Raw genomic sequence first — 18,327 nt, forward strand, 5'->3', positions numbered from 1 at the left:
GTGATGTCGAGAACGCGTCGTCGGCTCCGACGTCCCAGGTGAGACGCCCCTGACGAGGGCGTCCTGAGATTCGCCGCCGGAAGAGAACCGCCCCGTGCCGGGTGCGGGAAAGGACAAGACATGAAGAGCTCTGCCCTCGGCAGCATCCTGCTCGGTAGCGTCGACCCCGTCAGGCTCCACGCCTGGTACCTCGCCGCGCTGGCACCCGAGCACTTCGGAGACGGCTTCATCGACTTCGGCGGTGTCCGGGTCCTCTTCGAAAACCGCACCGACGTCGCTCCGGCGACCGCCGAGCCCGGTCGGGTGATCTTCAATTTCCACGTGGAGGACGCCCGTGCCACGGCCGCGCACCTCGACGGTCTGGGGGCGACCTGGCTGGTCGAGGTCGAGCGGCGGGACGCCGGGCTGTTCGGCACGCTGGTGGATCCGGACGGCAACTACATCCAGATCATCGAGCTCAGCGAGGAGTACCTCGCCGCGGCGGAGCGATGACCTGTGGGCCCGGCCGCGTCCGTCGCCGCGGCCGGGCCCACATATCAGGTCGGGTATCAGGCCGGGCGCGTCAGGCGCGTTTGGCGATGGCGGTGATGAAGGGCTGCATGATCCGGGCGGCCAGCGGGCCGAACGCGGCGAGGATGAGCACGTAGGCGGCGGCCAGCGGGCCCAGGTCGGGATGGACCCCGGCGGCCACCGCGAGACCGGCGATCACGATGTTGAACTCGCCCCGGGGGATGAGCGCGATTCCGGCCCGAGCCTGTCCGGCTCTGGCGATACCCGCCCGGTGGGCGGCGTAGGCGCCGGTGAGCAGCTTCGTGATCATGCTGATCACGGCGAGGAGCACGGCCAGCCCGGCAACCGGGAGAATCTTGGTCGGATCGGTCTGAAGGCCGAAGAAGACGAAGAACACCGCGGCGAACAGGTCGCGGATCGGGGTGAGCAGTTCCTGGGCGTCCTCGGCCAGCTCGCCGGAGAGGGCGATGCCGACCAGGAAGGCGCCGACCGCGGCCGAGACCTGGAGCTGCTGGGCCACCCCGGCGACCAGCAGTGCGAGACCGATGACCTTCAGCAGCAGCACCTCGGAGTTGGGGCTGGAGACGAACGCCTCGATGAACCTGCCGTAGCGGAGCGCGACCAGCAGCACGACGCTGACCGTGCCCAGTGCGATCGCCACGGCGATCGCACCGCTGGCGAAGCTCAGCCCGGCCAGCACCGCGGTGAGGATCGGCAGGTAGACGGCCATCGTCAGGTCCTCGAAGACCAGCAGCGACAGCACCACCGGTGTCTCGCGGTTACCGATCCACCCCAGGTCGGACAGGACCTTGGCGGTGATGCCGGAGGAGGTGGCGTAGGTGACACCGGCCATGGCGATGGCGGCCACCGGCCCCCAGCCCAGCAGCAGCGCGGTGATCGCGCCCGGCGCGGCGTTGAGCACCAGGTCGACCACGCCCGCGCGGGCGTTGCCCTTCAGGCTCGTCACCAGCTCGGAGGCGTTGTACTCCAGGCCGAGGGTGAGCAGCAGCAGGATGACGCCGAGCTCGGCGCCGACGGAGGTGAACTCCTCGCTGGTGGCCAGGGGCAGGATGCCGCCGGTGCCGAAGGCCAGTCCGGCGATGAGATACAGGGGGATGGGCGAGATGCCGACTTTGAGGGCCAGTGCACCGAGGATGCCGAGCCCGAGAAGGACAGCACCGAGCTCAAGAAAAAGAATAGCCGTGTGCACCAGGTTTCCTACCCGCCGGACAGGATGTCGGAGACGGCGGAGGTGCTCTCCGGGCTGCCCACCACGACCACCACGTCGTTTCCGAGCAGCCCGAAATCAGGGGCGGGGCTGGCGAACACCTGGCCCTCGCGAACCACGGCCACGATGGAGGCGCCGGTGCGGGTGCGGACGCGCGCGTCCCCCATCGGCCGGCCGGCGTACGGCGAACCGGGCACGATCGGCAGTTGCAGGCTGACGAGCCCCTCGACCTCGCTGTGCAGGGCGTTGAGGCGCTGCACGATGCGCGGGGCGCCGAGCAGTTCGGCGAGCGCGTCGGCCTCCTCGTCGTTCAGTTTTATGGTCTCGCATGCGCTGTCGGGATCATCCGGGTCGTACAGCACCAGGTCACGACGGCCCGTGCGGTGAGAGACGATTCCTATTCGCCTGCCAGACCGCGTCGTGAACTCGTGCCGCAGCCCTATACCTGGCAGTGCCGTCTGCTCGACCTCCACCGTGCCAGCTCCTTGCGTGTGTATGACTGATTCTCTTGCCAGGAGAACCTACCAACTCGGGCTTTGTCGAGTGACGCCGAGCATAACCGGTATTACCGATTTGTTTTGTAGGTTAAGGAGTCCTGTCCGAGGCGATCGCCGTCTCGTTCCAGCGGGCCGCGATCGGCCTGGCCCTCGTCGCGGGGCTCGGTCGCGTGGGCGAGAACGCCGTCGACCCGCCGCTGCAGATGCTGCGGGCGCTCCCGCTGTTCGGCCTGATCTCGCTCTTCATCCTCCGCGCCGACGTGATCGTCTGCTCGACGAGCCGTTCGGCGCCCTGGACGCCTTGGCCGCGCTCTCCTTCGGCAAGATCGGCGAACCAGGTGGGCGGGCACGGCAACCGCCTGGTCATCACCGGCTCCCTTCACTAGGAGCCCCTACATCGGCGCACTACCAGCCGCAACCCTTGATCCAACAAACCGCCGGTAGGTGTTGCTCGAGGGCGGGGCGTTGACGCGCCACATTCGTTGACGTTAGCGTGCATTATTTGACGCATCTGTCGAGAAATTAGGTGATGCCTCATGGCGAAGGCTCGCGGCCTCAGCGCCCCCCCATCCGACCGAATGTCCCGTGTTCGGCTGCGCACACTCACCTCCATCGCCATAGTGACCGCTCTCACGGCGGCCGGCTGTGGCGGTGCGGGGGCGGGGAAGCACGCCCCCGATCCAGCCGCCGCCGTCGTGGTGCGGCTCAACTCCGACTGGGACTCCCTCGACCCGGCCAAGACACGGACGACCAACGGCTACCAGCTCGTCACGGCCCTGTACGACAGGGTGGTCGCGGTCGAGGGGGGCAAGGTCGTCCCCTATCTCGCCGAGTCCTGGAAGCAGACCCCCGACTCGGTCACGCTGACCTTACGCAAAGGCGTGACGTGCGCCGACGGTGCGGAGCTGACGCCGGCGGCGGTCGCCGCCTCGCTGAAGCGGCTCGGGGCCGAGGAGACCGGCGCGCCGTACGCCAACCTGGTCTTCGGCAACGCCGGATACACCGTCGAGGCCGACGACGCCGCCCGTACGGTGACGGTGAAGACGGGCCGGCCCTATAGTGACCTGCTGATCGGCCTGGCCCAGCCGATGGCCTCGATCGTCTGCCCCGGAGGACTGCGCAGTTCCGACACCCTGGCCGCCACTCCGGCCGGGAGCGGGCCCTACACGCTGGGCGGGACGACCAGGGGCGCGAGTTACACGCTCAAGGCCAGGCCGGGATACGCGTGGGGTCCGGCAGGCCACACGGGTGCCTATCCGCGCGAGGTGACCTTCCGCGTCGTGCAGAACGACAGCACAGCCGCGAACATGCTCGGCTCGGGCGATCTCGACCTGGCGTGGATCGGCGGGCCGGACGTGCGCCGGGCCCAGGGGGACAAGTCGCTGACCGCGGTGACGCAGTCCATCTACGGGGCGTTCTTCCTGGTGTTCAACCAGGCCAGTGGAAGGCCGGGGGCCGACCCCGCGTTGCGCGCGGCGCTCGCTGGGGCGGTCAGCGCCACGGACTTCAACACGTCGGCCTTCTTCGGCGCGGGTGATCCGGCCGCCAGCCCGGTGAGTCCCGAGGTCCCCTGCCATAACCAGGTCAGACCTCCCGTCGCCACGGTCGACTCGGCTGCGGTGACCAAGGCGCTCACCGAGGCGGGCTGGTCCCTGGAAGGGGGCGAGCTGGTCCGGGACGGCAAGCAGTTGAGGATCAAGCTGCTTGGCTCGACCGACTACGCGGCCGGGTTCGAATACGTACTGGAGGCCCTGCGCAAAACCGGTGCCTCCGTCGAACTCCAGCTCGTCGAGCTCAACGCCTTCGCCGAAACCCTGTTCAAGGGCGACGACTGGGATGTCACGGTCTATCCGTTCACCCCCTTGGCCCCCAGTCTCGGCGCGCTGGGGCTGTTCGTGACGGGTGAGGCCCCTCCGAAGGGGGCCAACTTCGCCGGCATCCGCAACTCCGGTTTCGAGAGTGCCGTCGCCAAGGCGCAGGCGTCGCTCGGTGCGAAGCGCTGTGCCTTCTGGGCCGAGGCGCAGAAGGCGATCGTCGAGTCCGCCGACGTCGTTCCGCTGGTGCACCTGAAGCCTTCCTGGTTCGCCCGTGCGGGGCTCACTGCCAGGCTGGCCGGGGGCGGCACCATGGTCGATCTTCACCACCTCCTCCGGTCGTAGACGGTGACGGTTGTGCATGTGCTGACCTGGGTCGCGCGCCGGATCGGCGTGACGGCGGCCCTGCTGGCCGGGCTGCTGGTGGTGTCGTTCCTGCTGCTGCACCTGGTTCCCGGTGACCCCGCTGTCCGGGTCGCGGGTCTCAACGCGACTCCCGAGCAGGTTATGGCGGTGCGTCAGAGACTCGGACTGGACCAGCCGATCCACCGGCAGTTCGTCGATTACGTGGCGCACGTGTTCCAGTTCGACTTCGGCCGCTCCTTCCAGACCGGTGAACCCGTCACCGAGGTCATCGGCTCACGCTTTGGGGTGACACTGCGCCTCGCGGTGGCCGGGATCGTGGTGACGATGTCGGTCGGCGTGATCATCGGGCTCGTGATGGGCGCGCTGACCCGGGAGGGCAGGCGCCGGGGAACCGAGGCCTCGTTCGCGCTGGGCACCTCGCTGGTCGGCGCGGTCCCGGAATACGTGATGGGGACGCTTCTGGCGCTCGTGTTCGCGGTCGTGCTCGGCTGGCTGCCGGTCGCGGGCCTGGCCGATCCGGCCGGTCTGATCCTGCCGACGATCGCGGTGAGCCTGGCGCCCACGGCCGTGCTCTCCCGGATCGTGCGGGTGGAGACGTTGGCCGTACTCGCGCAGGAATACACGCGGGCGGCCTGGGCCAAGCGGCTGCGCCCGCTCCGGGTGTACGGCATGCACGTGCTGCCCAACGCGTTGACGGCCGCCCTGACCATCGGCGGTCTGGTGTTCGCCGGACTACTCGGCGGGACGGTGGTGGTCGAGAATGTGTTCGCGCTGCCGGGGCTGGGGTCGAAGCTCGTCGAGTCGGTCATGGCCCGCGACTATCCGGTGGTGCAGGCCGTGATCCTGCTGCTCGGCGCGGCGATCGTCCTGGTGAACAGTTGTGTCGAGGCAGCCGTCAAGTTGCTCGACCCCCGCGTCCGGACGGCCACCCCGTGACCGCGATCATGGGCCCGGCCGTGCCCCAGGCCGTTTCGGCCTCGGCGCGGCCGGGAGGCTGGCGGGCGTTCCGGTCCACGCTGGTGGGGCCGGTGGCCCTTACGGTGCTGGCGGCGCTGGCCATCGTCGCACTGGTCGCGCCCGCGCTGGGGAACGGTCCCGCCGTCACGGTGAACGCCGCCGACGCGGTGCTCGGGCCGAGCACCGAACACTGGCTCGGCACCGATCGGCTCGGTCGTGACGTGTTCGCCCGCACGCTGGTCGCGACCCGCAGCTCTCTGCTGCTCGGCCTGACCGCGGCCGCGGTGGCCACGCTGGGCGGGATGGTCCTCGGCGGCGCGGTGGCCGCGGCCGGCCCCCGGGCGCGGTCGGCCGGCCTGCGCGTGCTCGACGCCGTGCTCGCCTTCCCCTCGATCCTGGTGGCGATCCTGGCCACCCTGGTCCTGCCGCCGGCGACCGTGAGCGCCGCGGTGGCGGTCGGCGTGGCCGGCGCCCCCGGGGTGGCCCGCATCGTGGTCACTCTGGCCATGACAGTGCTCGCCCGTGACTACGTCGCGGCGGCCAGAGGGCTCGGAGTCGGCCGGATCAGGGTGTTCGTGCGGCACGTCGTGCCCAACGTGGCCGACAGCCTCGCGGTGAGCCTGTCGGTGGTCGCGGGGATGAGCCTGGTCGTGGTGTCGTCGCTGAGCTTCCTCGGAGTCGGGGTCCAGCCGCCCGCCTACGACTGGGGCGGCATGCTGTCGCAGGGGGTCCGCGACCTCTACGTCACCCCGCTGGTCGCGCTGGCCCCGGCGGCCATGATCGCGCTGACCGGGCTGGCCTTCGGCCTGCTCGGCGAGGCACTGGCCCGCGTGGCCAACCCCTCGCTCTGGACGACCGGCGATGCCGGGCGTGGTCACCGGGTCCGGAGGGCATCCGGCGCGAAGGGCGCGGAACGAATGGTGGGCGATGCCGTGGACGGTCCGGCCCTGCTTGACGTGCGTGGCCTGACCGTCACGGTGGACCGCAGCCCGGACAGCGCCGCCATCGTGTCCGAGGTGGATCTGCGGGTCGGCCGAGGCGAGATCCTCGGGCTGGTCGGCGAGTCCGGCTCGGGCAAGTCGATGACGATGCTCGCCGTCGCCAGGCTCCTGCCGTACCCGGTGGACTCAGACGCGGACACGCTCACACTTGACGGGCACGACCTGTACTCCGATCGGCCGGAAGAGCTCAGGAGACTGCTTGGCACCAGGCTGGCGCTGGTCTTCCAGAACCCGGCGGCCTGCCTGAACCCTGCGCTGAAGCTGGGGGTCCAGCTCGCCGAGGCGTCACGCGCGCACCGGGGTGCCGACCGTGCGCGGGCTCGTGAACTGGCCCTGGAAGGGCTGCGGAACGTGCGGATCCCCGAAGCCGAACGGCGGCTGCGACAGTACCCGCACGAGCTGTCCGGCGGGCAGCGGCAGCGGGCGACGATCGCGATGGCTCTGGTCGGCGCGCCCAGTCTGCTGCTCGCCGACGAGCCGACCACCGCGCTGGACAACACACTCCGCCGAGGGATGCTCGACCTGCTGCGCGAGGTCAACACCGCCCACGGAACGGCGATCGTGTTGGTCTCCCACGACCTGTCCGTGGTCAGCGGGCTCTGTCACCGGATCGCGGTCATGTACGCGGGCCGGATCGTGGAGGAAGGGCCGACCGCCGACGTGATGGCGGCCCCGAGGCATCCCTACACCCGGGCGCTGCTCGACAGCTCGCTCACCATGACCACCGACCTCAGCCGTCCGGTGCCCGCCATCGACGGGCAGCCGCCCCGGCCGGGCGAGGAGCCGCCGGGCTGCGCGTTCGCACCCAGATGCGCGCTGGCCGAGGACCGTTGTCTGCAGTCCCGTCCCGTGCCGCGTGAGGTCCCAGGCGGGCGCAGCACCGCCTGCTGGGTGGTCGAGGGGAGTCTCCTTTGAACCGGCTCGAACTGCGAGGCGTGAGTGTGCGCTACGGCCGGAGAGGGAAGGCCGTGACCGCGGTCTCCGGCGTGGAGCTCGACGTCCCGGCGGGCGGCGCGGTCGGGGTGGTTGGCGAGTCGGGTTCCGGCAAGTCCACCCTGGCTCGCGCGGTCACCGGCATGGTGCCGCTTTCCGCGGGCGAGATCCGCGGGGAGGGAACCGTGCTCCAGGCGGCCGGCCGCAGCCCTCGGCCCCACCCTGAGATCCAGATGGTCTTCCAGGACCCCAACGGGTCGCTCAACCCCCGCATGACCGTGGCGGCCGTCATCGCCGAGGCCGCCAGGCAAGCCGGTGACAGCGGCCGGGCCGCCGTACGGCAGGCGCTCGACCTCGTCGGCCTGCCCGCCGGCCTGCTCGACCGTTATCCCCACGAGCTTTCCGGCGGCCAGCGCCAGCGCGTGGCCATCGCCCGCGCACTGGCGGTCAGGCCCAGGACACTGGTGCTCGACGAGGTCACCTCGGCGCTGGACATCTCAGTGCAGGCCCTGATCCTCAACCTGCTGCGCGACCTACGGGCCGAGTTGGACCTGTCCTATCTGGTCATCGCGCACGACCTGCCGATCGTGCGATACCTGTGCGACTCGGTCGCGGTCATGTATCTCGGCGAGTGCGTCGAGCGCGGCCCGTGCGCGGAGGTCCTGGTCACTCCCGCCCATCCGCACACCCGCGCGTTGCTCGACGCGCTCGACCCCATCCCCGGCACCGTCTTCACCGAGGACCTCACCGGGGACTTCATCCAGGAGGAAAGATGACAGAAGCGGTCATCGTGGCTGCTGCCCGCTCGCCGATCGGCCGGGCGGGCAAGGGGTGTCTGCGCCAGATGCGTGCCGACGACCTGACCGCGGCCGTCGTGTCGGCGGTCCTCGCCCAGGTGCCTCAGGTCGACCTGGCGCGTCTGGACGACCTGGTGCTCGGCTGTGGCAGCCCCGGCGGTGAACAGGGCTGGAACCTCGCCAGAATGGTCGCCGTGCTGCTCGGTCTCGACGGCCTGCCGGGAACCACGGTCACCCGGCACTGCGCGTCCAGTCTCCAGGCCACCCGGATGGCGGCCCACGCGATCCGGGCGGGCGAGGGGGACGCGTTCGTCGTGGCGGGGGTGGAGACGGCCAGCCGCTACGAGCACGGATACGCCGAGAGCTCCGGCGCCCCCAACACGTGCTACACGGCGGCGGCGAGCCGTACGGCGGAGCACCGCGGCCGGGGTGACTTCGCCTGGGGCGACCCCCGCGATCGTCTGGAGCGGCCGGACGCCTACCTGACGATGATTCAGACGGCGGAGTACGTGGCCGCGCTGCGGGGAGTCGGCAGGGCCGCCATGGACGAGTTCGCGCTGCGGTCGCAGACGCGGGCGGCGCTCCATCACGAGTTCTGGACCTCTGAGATCACTCCGATCACGCTGCCGGACGGCACGGTCGCCGACCGGGACGACGGCCCGCGCCGGGGGGTGACCCTCGAAGGGCTGGCCGCGCTCGAACCCCTTCTGCATCCCGAGGGGAAGGTCACCGCGGGCAACGCCTGTCCGGTCAACGACGGGGCGGCGGCCCTGATGGTGGTGAGCGACCGGCTGGCCCGCGACCTCGGGATCGTGCCGCTGGGAAGGGTCGTCTCCACCGGCCTGTCCGCGCTCAGCCCCGAGATCATGGGACTGGGCCCGGTCGAGGCTGCTCGCCGTGCCCTCGCCAGGGCGCGGATGAGCATGCGGGATGTGGACCTCGTGGAGCTGAACGAGGCGTTCGCCGCCCAGGTCATCCCCTGTGCCGAGGATTTGGGCATCGGTGACGACCGGCTGAACGTGTGGGGTGGGGCGATCGCGATGGGTCACCCGCCGGGCATGACAGGCGCACGCATGATCGGTACGGTGCTGCACGGGCTCCGCGAGACGGACGGCGCGGTCGGTCTGGTGACGATGTGCGTCGGAGGCGGTCAGGGAATGGCCATGATCGTCGAACGGACTTAGCGGGGTGACCACCGACGTTCACCGGGCCGCTCACCGCCCGCCGGCGCCGATCGGGTCGGTGTCTCCGCTCGCCGTACCGGCGTCTCTGAAGGCTCCAAGCCCGGTGAAGGTAGGTGATCACCGCAGTTGCCGTCCGGATGTTGCTACTGCCGTAAAGTATTGGACGTACCCGTAGGCGGTGACGGAAGGTGCCCGGTGGCCAAGACCAGCTCGCGCAAGGAACTCATGAGCAACGCGGTGCTGGAGAAAGCGGCCGTGCTGTTCGCTGAACGCGGCTTCGCGGGCACCAGTCTGCGCGACATCGCCGATGCGATGGGCATGACCCGGCCCGCGCTCTATTACTACTTCGACAGCAAGGAGACGCTCCTGCGGGAGCTGGTCCGGGGCATCACCGGGGTCGGCTCGCAGGAGCTCCGCAAGCTCAGGGAACGCGCCGATCTCAGCGCGGCGGCGAAACTGCGGACGGTGGTGATCGGCACCGCGATACGCGTCGCGGAGAGCCCGGTGCAGTTCCGGCTGCTGGAGCGGAACGAGGCGGAACTGCCCGACAACATCCTCCAGGAGCACAACGCCAGCAAGGGGCGCATCCTCGACGAGCTCAGCATAATCATCGGCGATGGTGTCAGGTCGGGGGAGTTCCGGCCGGTCAACGAGCGGGTCGCGGCCTTCTCCGTCATCGGGATGATCAACTGGATCGCCTGGTGGTACAACCCGGAGGGGCCCAACACCCCCGAGGAGATCGCCGAGGAGATGTATACGCTGGTCTCGCGCGGCCTGCTCCGGGGCGAGGACAGGGTTCCGGCGCGGGGGGTCGAGGGCGCGGTCGCGCTGCTCCGCGAGGATCTCACGCATCTGGAGCGCCTGCTCGCCGACGGTGAGCGTCCCGCCTCCTGAAGCACCCCCCTGCCGCCCCCTGTCCGCCCCAGTCCCCTGTCCGCCTCCTGAAGGAGGCCGTCCTCCGTGGGGCGCCCGCCTCCAGGGTCCCCGCCCGGGTTCTCCCGATCCTGTGGATGCCTGCTCCCGAAGGCTCCGCCACCTCTTCCGTCCCCATCCCGTTCCTGGCCCCCGCGTGCGACCTGCGCAGACTCCTGCCACGTGACGCCGCCGGCGTTCCAGCGGCGGCGTCACGTCTCCGTACGGTCATGTGGGGTGGGCGGTGCCGGGCTGCCGGTCGGCGCCCCCGTTTCCCGTTGACTTTGACGCTTCATTCGAATAGTTTTCGTTACTGTCAGATTATGACGACGGCCACCCGACCAGGAAGGCAGGCGGGCGTGACATATGTGATCGGCCTGGACGTCGGAGGGACCTTCACCGACGCCGTCGCGGCGGATTCGTCCGGCGCGCTGTACACCGCGAAGACCCCATCGACGCCGCCCGACTTCGCGCGCGGCTTTGAGGACGCCCTTGATCTGCTGGCCTCACAGGCGGGCCTGACCACCGAGGAACTGCTCGCCCGGACCAGCCATGTGGCGCACGGCACAACGGCGGCGCTCAACGCGCTGGTCACCGGTGACGTGGCGACCGTGGGATTCCTGACCACCCGGGGACACGGTGACGCGATCACCATCATGAACGTCGAGGGCCGCTACCTCGGGCTCTCCCCCCATGATGCCCAGGACACCCTGCGCACCCGCAAACCGGACCCGCTGGTCGAGAAGTCGTTGCGATGTGAGGTCACCGAGCGGATCGACCGTGACGGCAAGGTCGTCGTGCCGCTCAACGAGGACGAGGTCCGTGCGCACCTGCGCGAACTGGTCGCCAGGGGAGTGGGCGCGCTCGCGGTCAGCCTGCTGTGGTCGTTCCGCAACCAGGCGCACGAGCTGCGGATCAGGGAGCTGGCCCGGGAGGAGGCGCCCGGCCTCTACGTCACGCTCTCCAGTGAACTGACCCCGCGCATTCGCGAGTTCGCCCGCGCCGCGACGACGATCATGAACGCTCAGGTGGGACCCACGCTCCGGGCCTACCTCGACCCGCTGGAGCGACGCCTGCGCGACCGTGGCCTGACCGGGCCGCTGCTGGTCATGCAGGGTTCCGGGGGCACGGTCTCGGCGCGCAAGGCGCCCGAGGTGGCGATCACCACGGTGGGCTCGGTGCTCACCGGCGGAGTGGTCGGCGCGGCCAGGCTCGCCGAGCAGCTCGGCCACCCGAACGTGGTCTCCACCGACGTGGGCGGCACGACGTTCCTGGTCGGGCTGATCGTCGACGGCCGGCCGGTGTCCACCGCTGGAACGATCCTGAACCAGCATCCGGTCAACACCCCCGCGCTGCGGGTGCACGCGATCGGGTCGGGCGGAGGCGCCATCGCCGCCGTCGACGCCGGCGGCAACCTGAGGGTGGGACCGAACAGTGCCGGAGCCAGGCCGGGGCCGGCCTGCTACGGGCAGGGCGGCCTCAACCCGACGGTCACCGACGCCGACCTCGTCGTCGGCATCCTCAACCCCGACTTCTTCCTCGGCGGCCGCCAGCCGCTGTCCAGGGAACTGGCGGAGAAGGCCCTGCTCGAACAGGTCGGCAGGCCTCTCGGGCTGGACGCCGAGGGCGCCGCGGCGGCGGTCTTCGCCGTCCAGAACGGTCAGACCGGCGACCTGGTTCGCAAGGTCGTGGTCGAGACGGGACACGACCCGCGTGACTTCGTGGTCTATGCTTTCGGCGGCGCGGGGCCGATGCACAGCTTCGCCTACGCCGCCGAACTGGGCGCGCGCCGGCTGGTCGTGCCGCTCGGCCCGACAGCCGGGGTGTTCTCCGCGTACGGCCTGGCCTCCAGCGCTGTGACCGTCTCGGCCGAGCTGAGCGATCCGGCGTCGTTGCCCCTCGACCCGGCCCGGGTGCAGGCCAACTTCGACGTGCTCACCGCGCGGGTCAGGGCCGCCCTGGCCGATCAGGAACTGGACTTCACATCGGTGGTCCTGCGCCGGGAGGTCGACGCCAGATACGGCCCGCAGATCTGCGAGGTCACCACCCCGGTGGCCGACGGCGCCTTCGACGAGGCCTCGGTGGCCGCCATCGGCGACGACTTCGAAGCCCAGTACGCCCGGCAGTTCGGCCCGGGCACCGGCTACCGCGAGGCTGGCATCCAGGTCATCACCTACCGCGTCCATGGTGTCGGCACACTCCCGGTCGACCCCAGGCTGCCGACGCCGCCCGCCCCGTCCGGCAAGGTCGAGGAGGCACGCAAGGGGAGCAGGCCGGTCTTCCTGGACATCGCGCACGGCTGGGCGGACACCGCCGTCTACGACTACCGGGCCCTCGGTCCCGGACACGTCATCGCCGGACCGGCGGTCGTCGAAGTGGCGACCACCACCGTCGTCATCCCCGCCGACGCCGAGGGCCACATCGACAGGCTCGGCAACCTCGCCATCCACCTGCCCTGAGTTCACAGCTAGGAGGGACGCACGTGCCTGCCGCATTTTCCGACCGGTTCGCCAGCCGGCCGATCCCGCTCGAAGAACTGCGCCGCGCCATCTCGCCGAAGCTGCGGCTGCACACCGTGGACCAGGCGGCGATCGACGCGATCGACCCGCTGACCTACGAGGTCGTACGGCATCGCATCTGGTCGATCACCGACGAGATGGGGGACACGCTCAAGCGCATGTCCGGCTCCACCTCGGTGACCGAGGTCAACGACTTCGACTTCACCATCGGCGACGAACTGGGCCAGGAGGTCCAGGTCGGCCTGTTCAACACGGGCCTGGTCGCCGCCATGGATCTGGCGATCTACTGGACCCTGCTCCATCGGGCAGACAACCCCGGCATCGCCGAGGGCGACATGTTCCTGTGCAACGACCCATGGGTGGGCGGCGGCCTGCACCAGAACGACGTGGCCGTGCTCGCCCCGGTCTTCCACGACGGGCAGTTGTTCGGATGGTCCACGGCCATCTGCCATGTCGCCGACCTGGGGGGCAGCGCGCCCGGCTCGTTCTCGCCGTCCGCCACCGACATCTTCTCCGAGGCCGTCCCCACCCCGCCGATCAAGATCGTACGTGGCGGCGAGATCCAGGACGACGTGGTCGACGCCTACCTGCGCCGGTCCCGGGTGCCCGAGATGGTCGGCCTCGATCTGCGTGCCAAGATCGGCGCCAACCGTCTGGCCACCGAACGCCTGCTCACCCTGGTCGGCCGCTACGGCCCGGACCTGGTCAAGGCCGTGATGAAGCGGATGATGGACGACGCGGAGCACCGGTTGCGCGCCAAGCTCGCCGCGCTTCCGGACGGCTCCTGGCATGCGGTCGGATACCAGGAGCAGGCCAAACTGGGCGACCGAGGCATTTACCAGATCGAACTGCGGATGACCAAAATCGGCGACCATCTGACGTTCGACTTCACCGGCACCGACCCGCAGCAGGGCATGATCAACTGTCCCTACGCGGGAATGCGCGCGGGAGTCATGTTCGCCCTTCTTCCGGTCCTGGCAGGGGACATCCCCTGGGCGGCCGGTGGCCTGATGCGCTGCTTCGACCTCGTCAGCGAGGAGGGCACGATCAACAACGCCTCCTTCCCCGCTGCGGTGGCCAAGGCCCCGGTCGGCCCGGCCTGGGCGACGGCCAACCTGGTCGCCGAGTGCCTGGGCAAGATGCTCGACACCACGCTGGAGTCCAGGCCCCGCGTGCAGTCGGTGTGCGCGGGCACCTACGACGGATGCCTGCTGTCCGGGATGGACGCCGAGGGGCGCCCCTTCATCGGCGGCCTCGCCGACACGATGGCCTCCGGATACGGGGCGCAGACCGACGCCGACGGTGTGGACACCGCGGGTCTGTTCGTCATCCCGATGGGCCGCGCGCCCGACGTGGAGATGACCGAGCTGACCCAGCCGCTGCTCTACCTGTGGCGGCGGGAGGAGGCCGACACCGGAGGCGCGGGGCGCCGTCGTGGAGGTCTCAGCGGCTCGGTCTGCGTCATCGGGCACGGCACCCGGGGATCGATGACGGCGATGTTCACCGGTTCCGGCAAGGCCGCGTCGATGAGCCCGGGACTGGCCGGCGGCTACCCCGGCGGAACCCAGCTCGACCTGGTCGTCCACGACAGCGGGGCACGCCAGGCGCTCGCCGGGGGACGCATCCCCACCTCGACGGAGGAACTCGGTGGCGAGCGCTACCTGGTGCAGGCCCACGACGAGGTGCTGGTACACCCCGACAGCGCGGTGGTGCTGCGCTGGGGCGCCGGCGGTGGTTACGGCGATCCCCTGTTACGCGAGCCGGCCGGGGTCGCGCGTGATGTGGTCGACGGCAAGGTGTCACCGGAGGCGGCCCGCACGCTCTACGCGGTCGTGCTGGACGAGGCCGGCGCCGCCGATCCGACGGCCACGGACGCCGCCAGGCGGCGGGCCCGTGTCCGGCGCCGGGAGTCGGCGACGGCCCCGGCGAGCGCGGCGGAGCCGGTGCTCGCGGTCGCCGGTGAGCGCCGCCCGCTGGACGACAACCTCAAACTCGCCCCCGACGGCGAGGGCGGCAGCGTCGTCGTCTGCGCGCACTGTGACCACCCGCTCGGCCGGTGGGGGGAGAACTACCTCGCCACGCTGCCTCGCCGTGCCGGGTCGCCCGGCGAGGCCGGGCCCACCGCCTGGGCCGACCCCGCCGACTACGTCGACGTTCCGATCGAGTTCCGCCAGTTCTACTGCCCGGGCTGCTATACCGCCCTGCTCACCCAGGTCGTCCCCGTCGACCAGCCGATCTCGCTTGACCGCGCACCCGTATAACCGGGCGGCCCCGCCCCGGAGGTTCCATGACGCTCTCCAACGTCCCCGACGCCCTCGATGTCGTTCCCTATCCGGCCCATCTGGCCCGTGCCTACCGGGAATCCGGGATGTGGCGCCCGTACACCATCGCCGGTGAGCTGAAGCTGGTCGCCGCGCGCCAGCCGGACACGCTCGCCGTGGTCACCGCCGCCGAGCGGATCACCTATCGCGAGCTGGACCGCCGCGCCGACCGGTTCGCCGTGGCGCTGCGCCGCCTGGGGCTTGAGCCCGGTGACCCGGTGGTGTTCCAGCTCGCGAACGAGGTCCACACCGTGGTCGCCTACTACGGGGTGCTGCGCGCCGGGCTCATCCCGATCTGCTCGCTGGCCCAGCACCGGGAGCGGGAGATCGGCTACCTGATCCGGCATACCGCGGCGCGTGCCCATCTGGTCGAGGCCGAGTTCCGCGACTACGACCTGCCCGGATTCGCCGCCTCGCTCGCCGCCGAGCACGGAAACGTGCACACCATCGTGGTGTGCGGCGGCCCGGCCGGCACCGGGCAGCACGCCTACGAAACGCTGATCGAAGGCGTGGACCCCGACGAGGCGGCGGCCGAGGTGGCCACCTGGCGCATCGACCCCGAGTCGGTCGCGGTCTTCCAGCTCTCCGGCGGCACCACGGGCGATCCGAAGGTGATCCCGCGCCTGCACTGCGAGTACGCCTACAACGCCAGGGCCTGGGGCCAGTTCTGGGACTGGGGCCCCGGCAGCGTGGTGCTGCACGCGGCCCCGATGATGCACAACGCGGGCGTCATCGTGGCCGTCCAGTCGGCTCACCTCACCGGGGCGACCCTGGTGCTGGTCCCGCGCATCGACGTCAAGACGATCGCCGAGGCCGTGGCCACCGAGCGGGTGACGGACACGATGATGGGGCTCGGCCTGATGACCCGCATCGCCGAACACCCCGAGCTGGACACCTTCGACTTCTCCTCACTCAGGCGCGTCTTCTTCGCCCCCTCCATCCCGGCCGCGGGAGACCAGGCGGAGGAACTCTTCGGCTGCACGGTGGTGCCGCTCTTCGGGGCGGGGGAGGGCATCTTCCTCACCGCCCCCGACGACGCTCCCGAGCACGTCCGCAAGGGCACCTGCGGCGCGCCGCTGTCTCCCCTCGATGAGATACGGGTGCTGGTTCCCGGCACCGAGGAGGAGACGCCGGTCGGCGAGATCGGTGAGCTGACCGCGCGGGGGCCCTACACCATCCATGGCTACTTCCGGGCGCCTGAGCGCAACCGTGACGCCTTCACCGGCGACGGCTTCTACCGCACCGGAGACCTCACCCGCGCGCACGTGATCGGCGGCGTCACCTACTACTCCCACGAGGGACGCATCACCGACAACATCAGCCGAGGTGGAGAGAAGATCCACGCGGACGAGCTGGAGGCGCTCCTGCTCCGGCACCCGGCCGTCGCGGAGGTCTCGGTGGTCGGGATGCCGGACCGGCTGCTGGGCGAGAAGGTGTGCGCGTTCGTCCGCCCGGCAGGGGACTGGGCGCCCACCGTCGCCGATCTGGCCAAGTTCCTGTTCGATCTGGGACTGGCCAAGTACAAGCTGCCGGAACGGGTTGAGATCGTCGACGACCTGCCCCGGACCAAGGTCGGCAAGGTGTCCAAGCGTGATCTGCGCACCCGGATCGCCGAGACGCTGGAGAGGGAACGGGCCAATGGCTGATCCGGTGGGGTTCGGCACCCGGATCACGCACATCGCCGCCAGAACCCCCGACCGTCCGGCACTCACCTTCGCCCCGGTCGGCGGCCCCGAGACCGTGCTCACCTGGGCCGACCTGGAAAGCCGCGCCAATCAGGTGGCCCGCCTGCTGGCCGCCCACGGCGCGGGGCCGGGAACGCGCGTGATCGTGGCGCTGCGCAACGGGCCCGCGCACTTCCTGGCCTGCATCGGCGCCTGGAAGGTGGGAGCGATGGTGCTTCCGCTGAAGCACTCCCTGCCCCCGAGGGAACAGGCCGGCTTCGTCGAGTTGGTCGAGCCGGTCGTGGTCGTGGCCGACGGGTGGGACCGGCCCCCGGCAGTCACGCTGCTCGGCACGGCCGAACTCGACGCCACCGGGAACCTGGACTCCGGAGCGCTGCCCCCGATCGTGCCCCATCCGGGCAAGGCGGTGGCCTCCGGCGGCTCGACGGGCCGCCCGAAGGTGATCGTCGACCCCCGCCCCTGGGTGCACCGATCAGGCGAGGTGATGGGCGTGGGCTCGGCGCACGGGTTCGGCCACGGCCAGACCCAGCTCGTGGCCGGGGCGCTCTATCACAACGCGCCCTTCTGCTGGGCCTACCTCGGCCTGTGTGAGGAACACCACCTCGTGCTGACCGACCGATTCGACCCGGCCCACTCGGTGGACCTGATCGAACGGCACCGCGTGCAGTTCCTGTTCATGGCCCCGGTGATGATGCAGCGCGTCATGCGGCTGCCCGGCATCGCCGAGCGAGACCTGTCCAGCATCGAAACCTTGTTCCACACGGCCGCGCCCTGTCCGCCTTGGCTGAAGCGGGCCTGGATCGACAGAATCGGACCGGAGCGGGTCGTCGAGCGCTTCGGCGCCTCGGAGGCGGTGGGCAACACCTGCATCACCGGAAGTGAGTGGCTGACCCATCCGGGAAGCGTCGGCCGCGGCGAGAACACCCACATCCGCATCCTGGACGAGGACCGGCGCGACGTGCCCACCGGCACGGTCGGCGAGGTCTTCACCCGCCCTCTGCACGTCACCGGGCCGACCTACGAGTATCTGGGCTCGTCCCCGGCGACCAGCACCCTCGACGGCTACACCAGCGTCGGCGACATGGGCCGGTTGGACGAGGAGGGCTACCTCTACCTGGCCGATCGCCTCTCGGACATGATCAACAATGCTGGGACCAACGTCTACCCCGCCGAGGTGGAGGCGGTGATCTCCGAGCATCCCGCCGTCGCCGACGTCTCGGTCGTGGGCCTGCCCGACGAGGAGTACGGCCAGCGCGTGCACGCCGTGGTGGAGCTCACCGCCGGCATGGAACTCACCGAGACCGAGCTGGCCGCCTTCTGCCGTGAGCGGCTGTCGTCGGAGAAGGTGCCACGCAGTGTGGAGTTCCGCGCCAGGCTCCCCCGCGACGAGGCGGGGAAGTTGCGCAGGCGCGGACTCGTCCCCGACATTCCCGTCAGGAGTGACTCTTGACATTCTCCCCTCCCTGAAGGGAGGGGACTCCCGCGGTCACCCGTGGGAATTCCTGCTTCACCGCCAGTCGCCCGCCAGGAGAAAACTCCTCCTTTGAGGTCTTACACCGGCTCCACAGGCGTTTCACCTCTCCGCCAGCCCGGCGGCGAGGGT

14 protein-coding genes are annotated in these 18,327 nt (G+C 70.4%); 11 read left to right on the top strand and 3 right to left on the bottom strand.

Annotation, left to right across the window (positions count from 1 at the left end; genetic code table 11):
* Positions 1 to 120: 120 nt before the first annotated feature.
* Entirely contained in the window at positions 121 to 492 is a 372-nt protein-coding gene (locus tag ABT061_RS38310; protein ID WP_350927403.1) for a VOC family protein, read from the top strand.
* Between the two features lie 70 nt (positions 493 to 562).
* Here the strand turns inward: ABT061_RS38310 and ABT061_RS38315 are convergent, their stop codons facing one another.
* From ABT061_RS38315 to ABT061_RS38325, 3 genes are all read right to left on the bottom strand, one after another.
* On the bottom strand, positions 563 to 1,720 hold the full coding sequence (locus ABT061_RS38315; RefSeq protein WP_350927405.1) for a cation:proton antiporter: 1,158 nt from the start codon (positions 1,718 to 1,720) through the stop codon (positions 563 to 565).
* Between the two features lie 8 nt (positions 1,721 to 1,728).
* Positions 1,729 to 2,211, bottom strand: a complete 483-nt coding sequence (locus ABT061_RS38320) for a cation:proton antiporter regulatory subunit (protein WP_350927407.1) — start codon at positions 2,209 to 2,211, stop codon at positions 1,729 to 1,731.
* A gap of 112 nt (positions 2,212 to 2,323) precedes the next feature.
* Entirely contained in the window at positions 2,324 to 2,602 is a 279-nt protein-coding gene (locus ABT061_RS38325; protein ID WP_350927408.1) for a hypothetical protein, read from the bottom strand.
* Between the two features lie 253 nt (positions 2,603 to 2,855).
* Here ABT061_RS38325 and ABT061_RS38330 point away from each other — a divergent pair, with 253 nt between their 5' ends.
* From ABT061_RS38330 to ABT061_RS38375, 10 genes are all read left to right on the top strand, one after another.
* A complete protein-coding gene (locus ABT061_RS38330; protein ID WP_350927410.1) occupies positions 2,856 to 4,394 on the top strand; it encodes an ABC transporter substrate-binding protein in 1,539 nt (512 codons plus the stop codon).
* 3 nt (positions 4,395 to 4,397) lie between these two features.
* Positions 4,398 to 5,351, top strand: a complete 954-nt coding sequence (locus ABT061_RS38335) for an ABC transporter permease (protein WP_350927412.1) — start codon at positions 4,398 to 4,400, stop codon at positions 5,349 to 5,351.
* Entirely contained in the window at positions 5,348 to 7,288 is a 1,941-nt protein-coding gene (locus ABT061_RS38340; protein ID WP_350927414.1) for a dipeptide/oligopeptide/nickel ABC transporter permease/ATP-binding protein, read from the top strand. The genes ABT061_RS38335 and ABT061_RS38340 overlap by 4 nt, the downstream gene beginning before the upstream one ends.
* Positions 7,285 to 8,082: an ATP-binding cassette domain-containing protein gene (locus tag ABT061_RS38345; RefSeq protein ID WP_350927416.1), complete on the top strand. Its 798-nt coding sequence runs from the start codon at positions 7,285 to 7,287 to the stop codon at positions 8,080 to 8,082. Before ABT061_RS38340 ends, ABT061_RS38345 begins: the two co-directional genes overlap by 4 nt.
* The gene (locus ABT061_RS38350) at positions 8,079 to 9,287 is read left to right on the top strand and encodes an acetyl-CoA C-acetyltransferase (protein ID WP_350927418.1); all 1,209 of its coding nucleotides are present in this window, start codon (positions 8,079 to 8,081) and stop codon (positions 9,285 to 9,287) included. Before ABT061_RS38345 ends, ABT061_RS38350 begins: the two co-directional genes overlap by 4 nt.
* Before the next feature lie 195 nt (positions 9,288 to 9,482).
* The gene (locus ABT061_RS38355; RefSeq protein ID WP_350927420.1) at positions 9,483 to 10,181 is read left to right on the top strand and encodes a TetR/AcrR family transcriptional regulator; all 699 of its coding nucleotides are present in this window, start codon (positions 9,483 to 9,485) and stop codon (positions 10,179 to 10,181) included.
* Between the two features lie 341 nt (positions 10,182 to 10,522).
* A complete protein-coding gene (locus tag ABT061_RS38360; RefSeq protein ID WP_350927422.1) occupies positions 10,523 to 12,658 on the top strand; it encodes a hydantoinase/oxoprolinase family protein in 2,136 nt (711 codons plus the stop codon).
* Positions 12,659 to 12,681: 23 nt separating this feature from the next.
* The gene (locus ABT061_RS38365; RefSeq protein ID WP_350927424.1) at positions 12,682 to 14,979 is read left to right on the top strand and encodes a hydantoinase B/oxoprolinase family protein; all 2,298 of its coding nucleotides are present in this window, start codon (positions 12,682 to 12,684) and stop codon (positions 14,977 to 14,979) included.
* 26 nt (positions 14,980 to 15,005) lie between these two features.
* On the top strand, positions 15,006 to 16,685 hold the full coding sequence (locus tag ABT061_RS38370; RefSeq protein ID WP_350927426.1) for an AMP-binding protein: 1,680 nt from the start codon (positions 15,006 to 15,008) through the stop codon (positions 16,683 to 16,685).
* A complete protein-coding gene (locus ABT061_RS38375; protein WP_350927428.1) occupies positions 16,678 to 18,174 on the top strand; it encodes an AMP-binding protein in 1,497 nt (498 codons plus the stop codon). Before ABT061_RS38370 ends, ABT061_RS38375 begins: the two co-directional genes overlap by 8 nt.
* The last annotated feature ends 153 nt before the right edge of the window (positions 18,175 to 18,327 follow it).

The organism is Streptosporangium sp. NPDC002544 (genome assembly GCF_040295965.1).
Lineage (GTDB): Bacteria > Actinomycetota > Actinomycetes > Streptosporangiales > Streptosporangiaceae > Streptosporangium.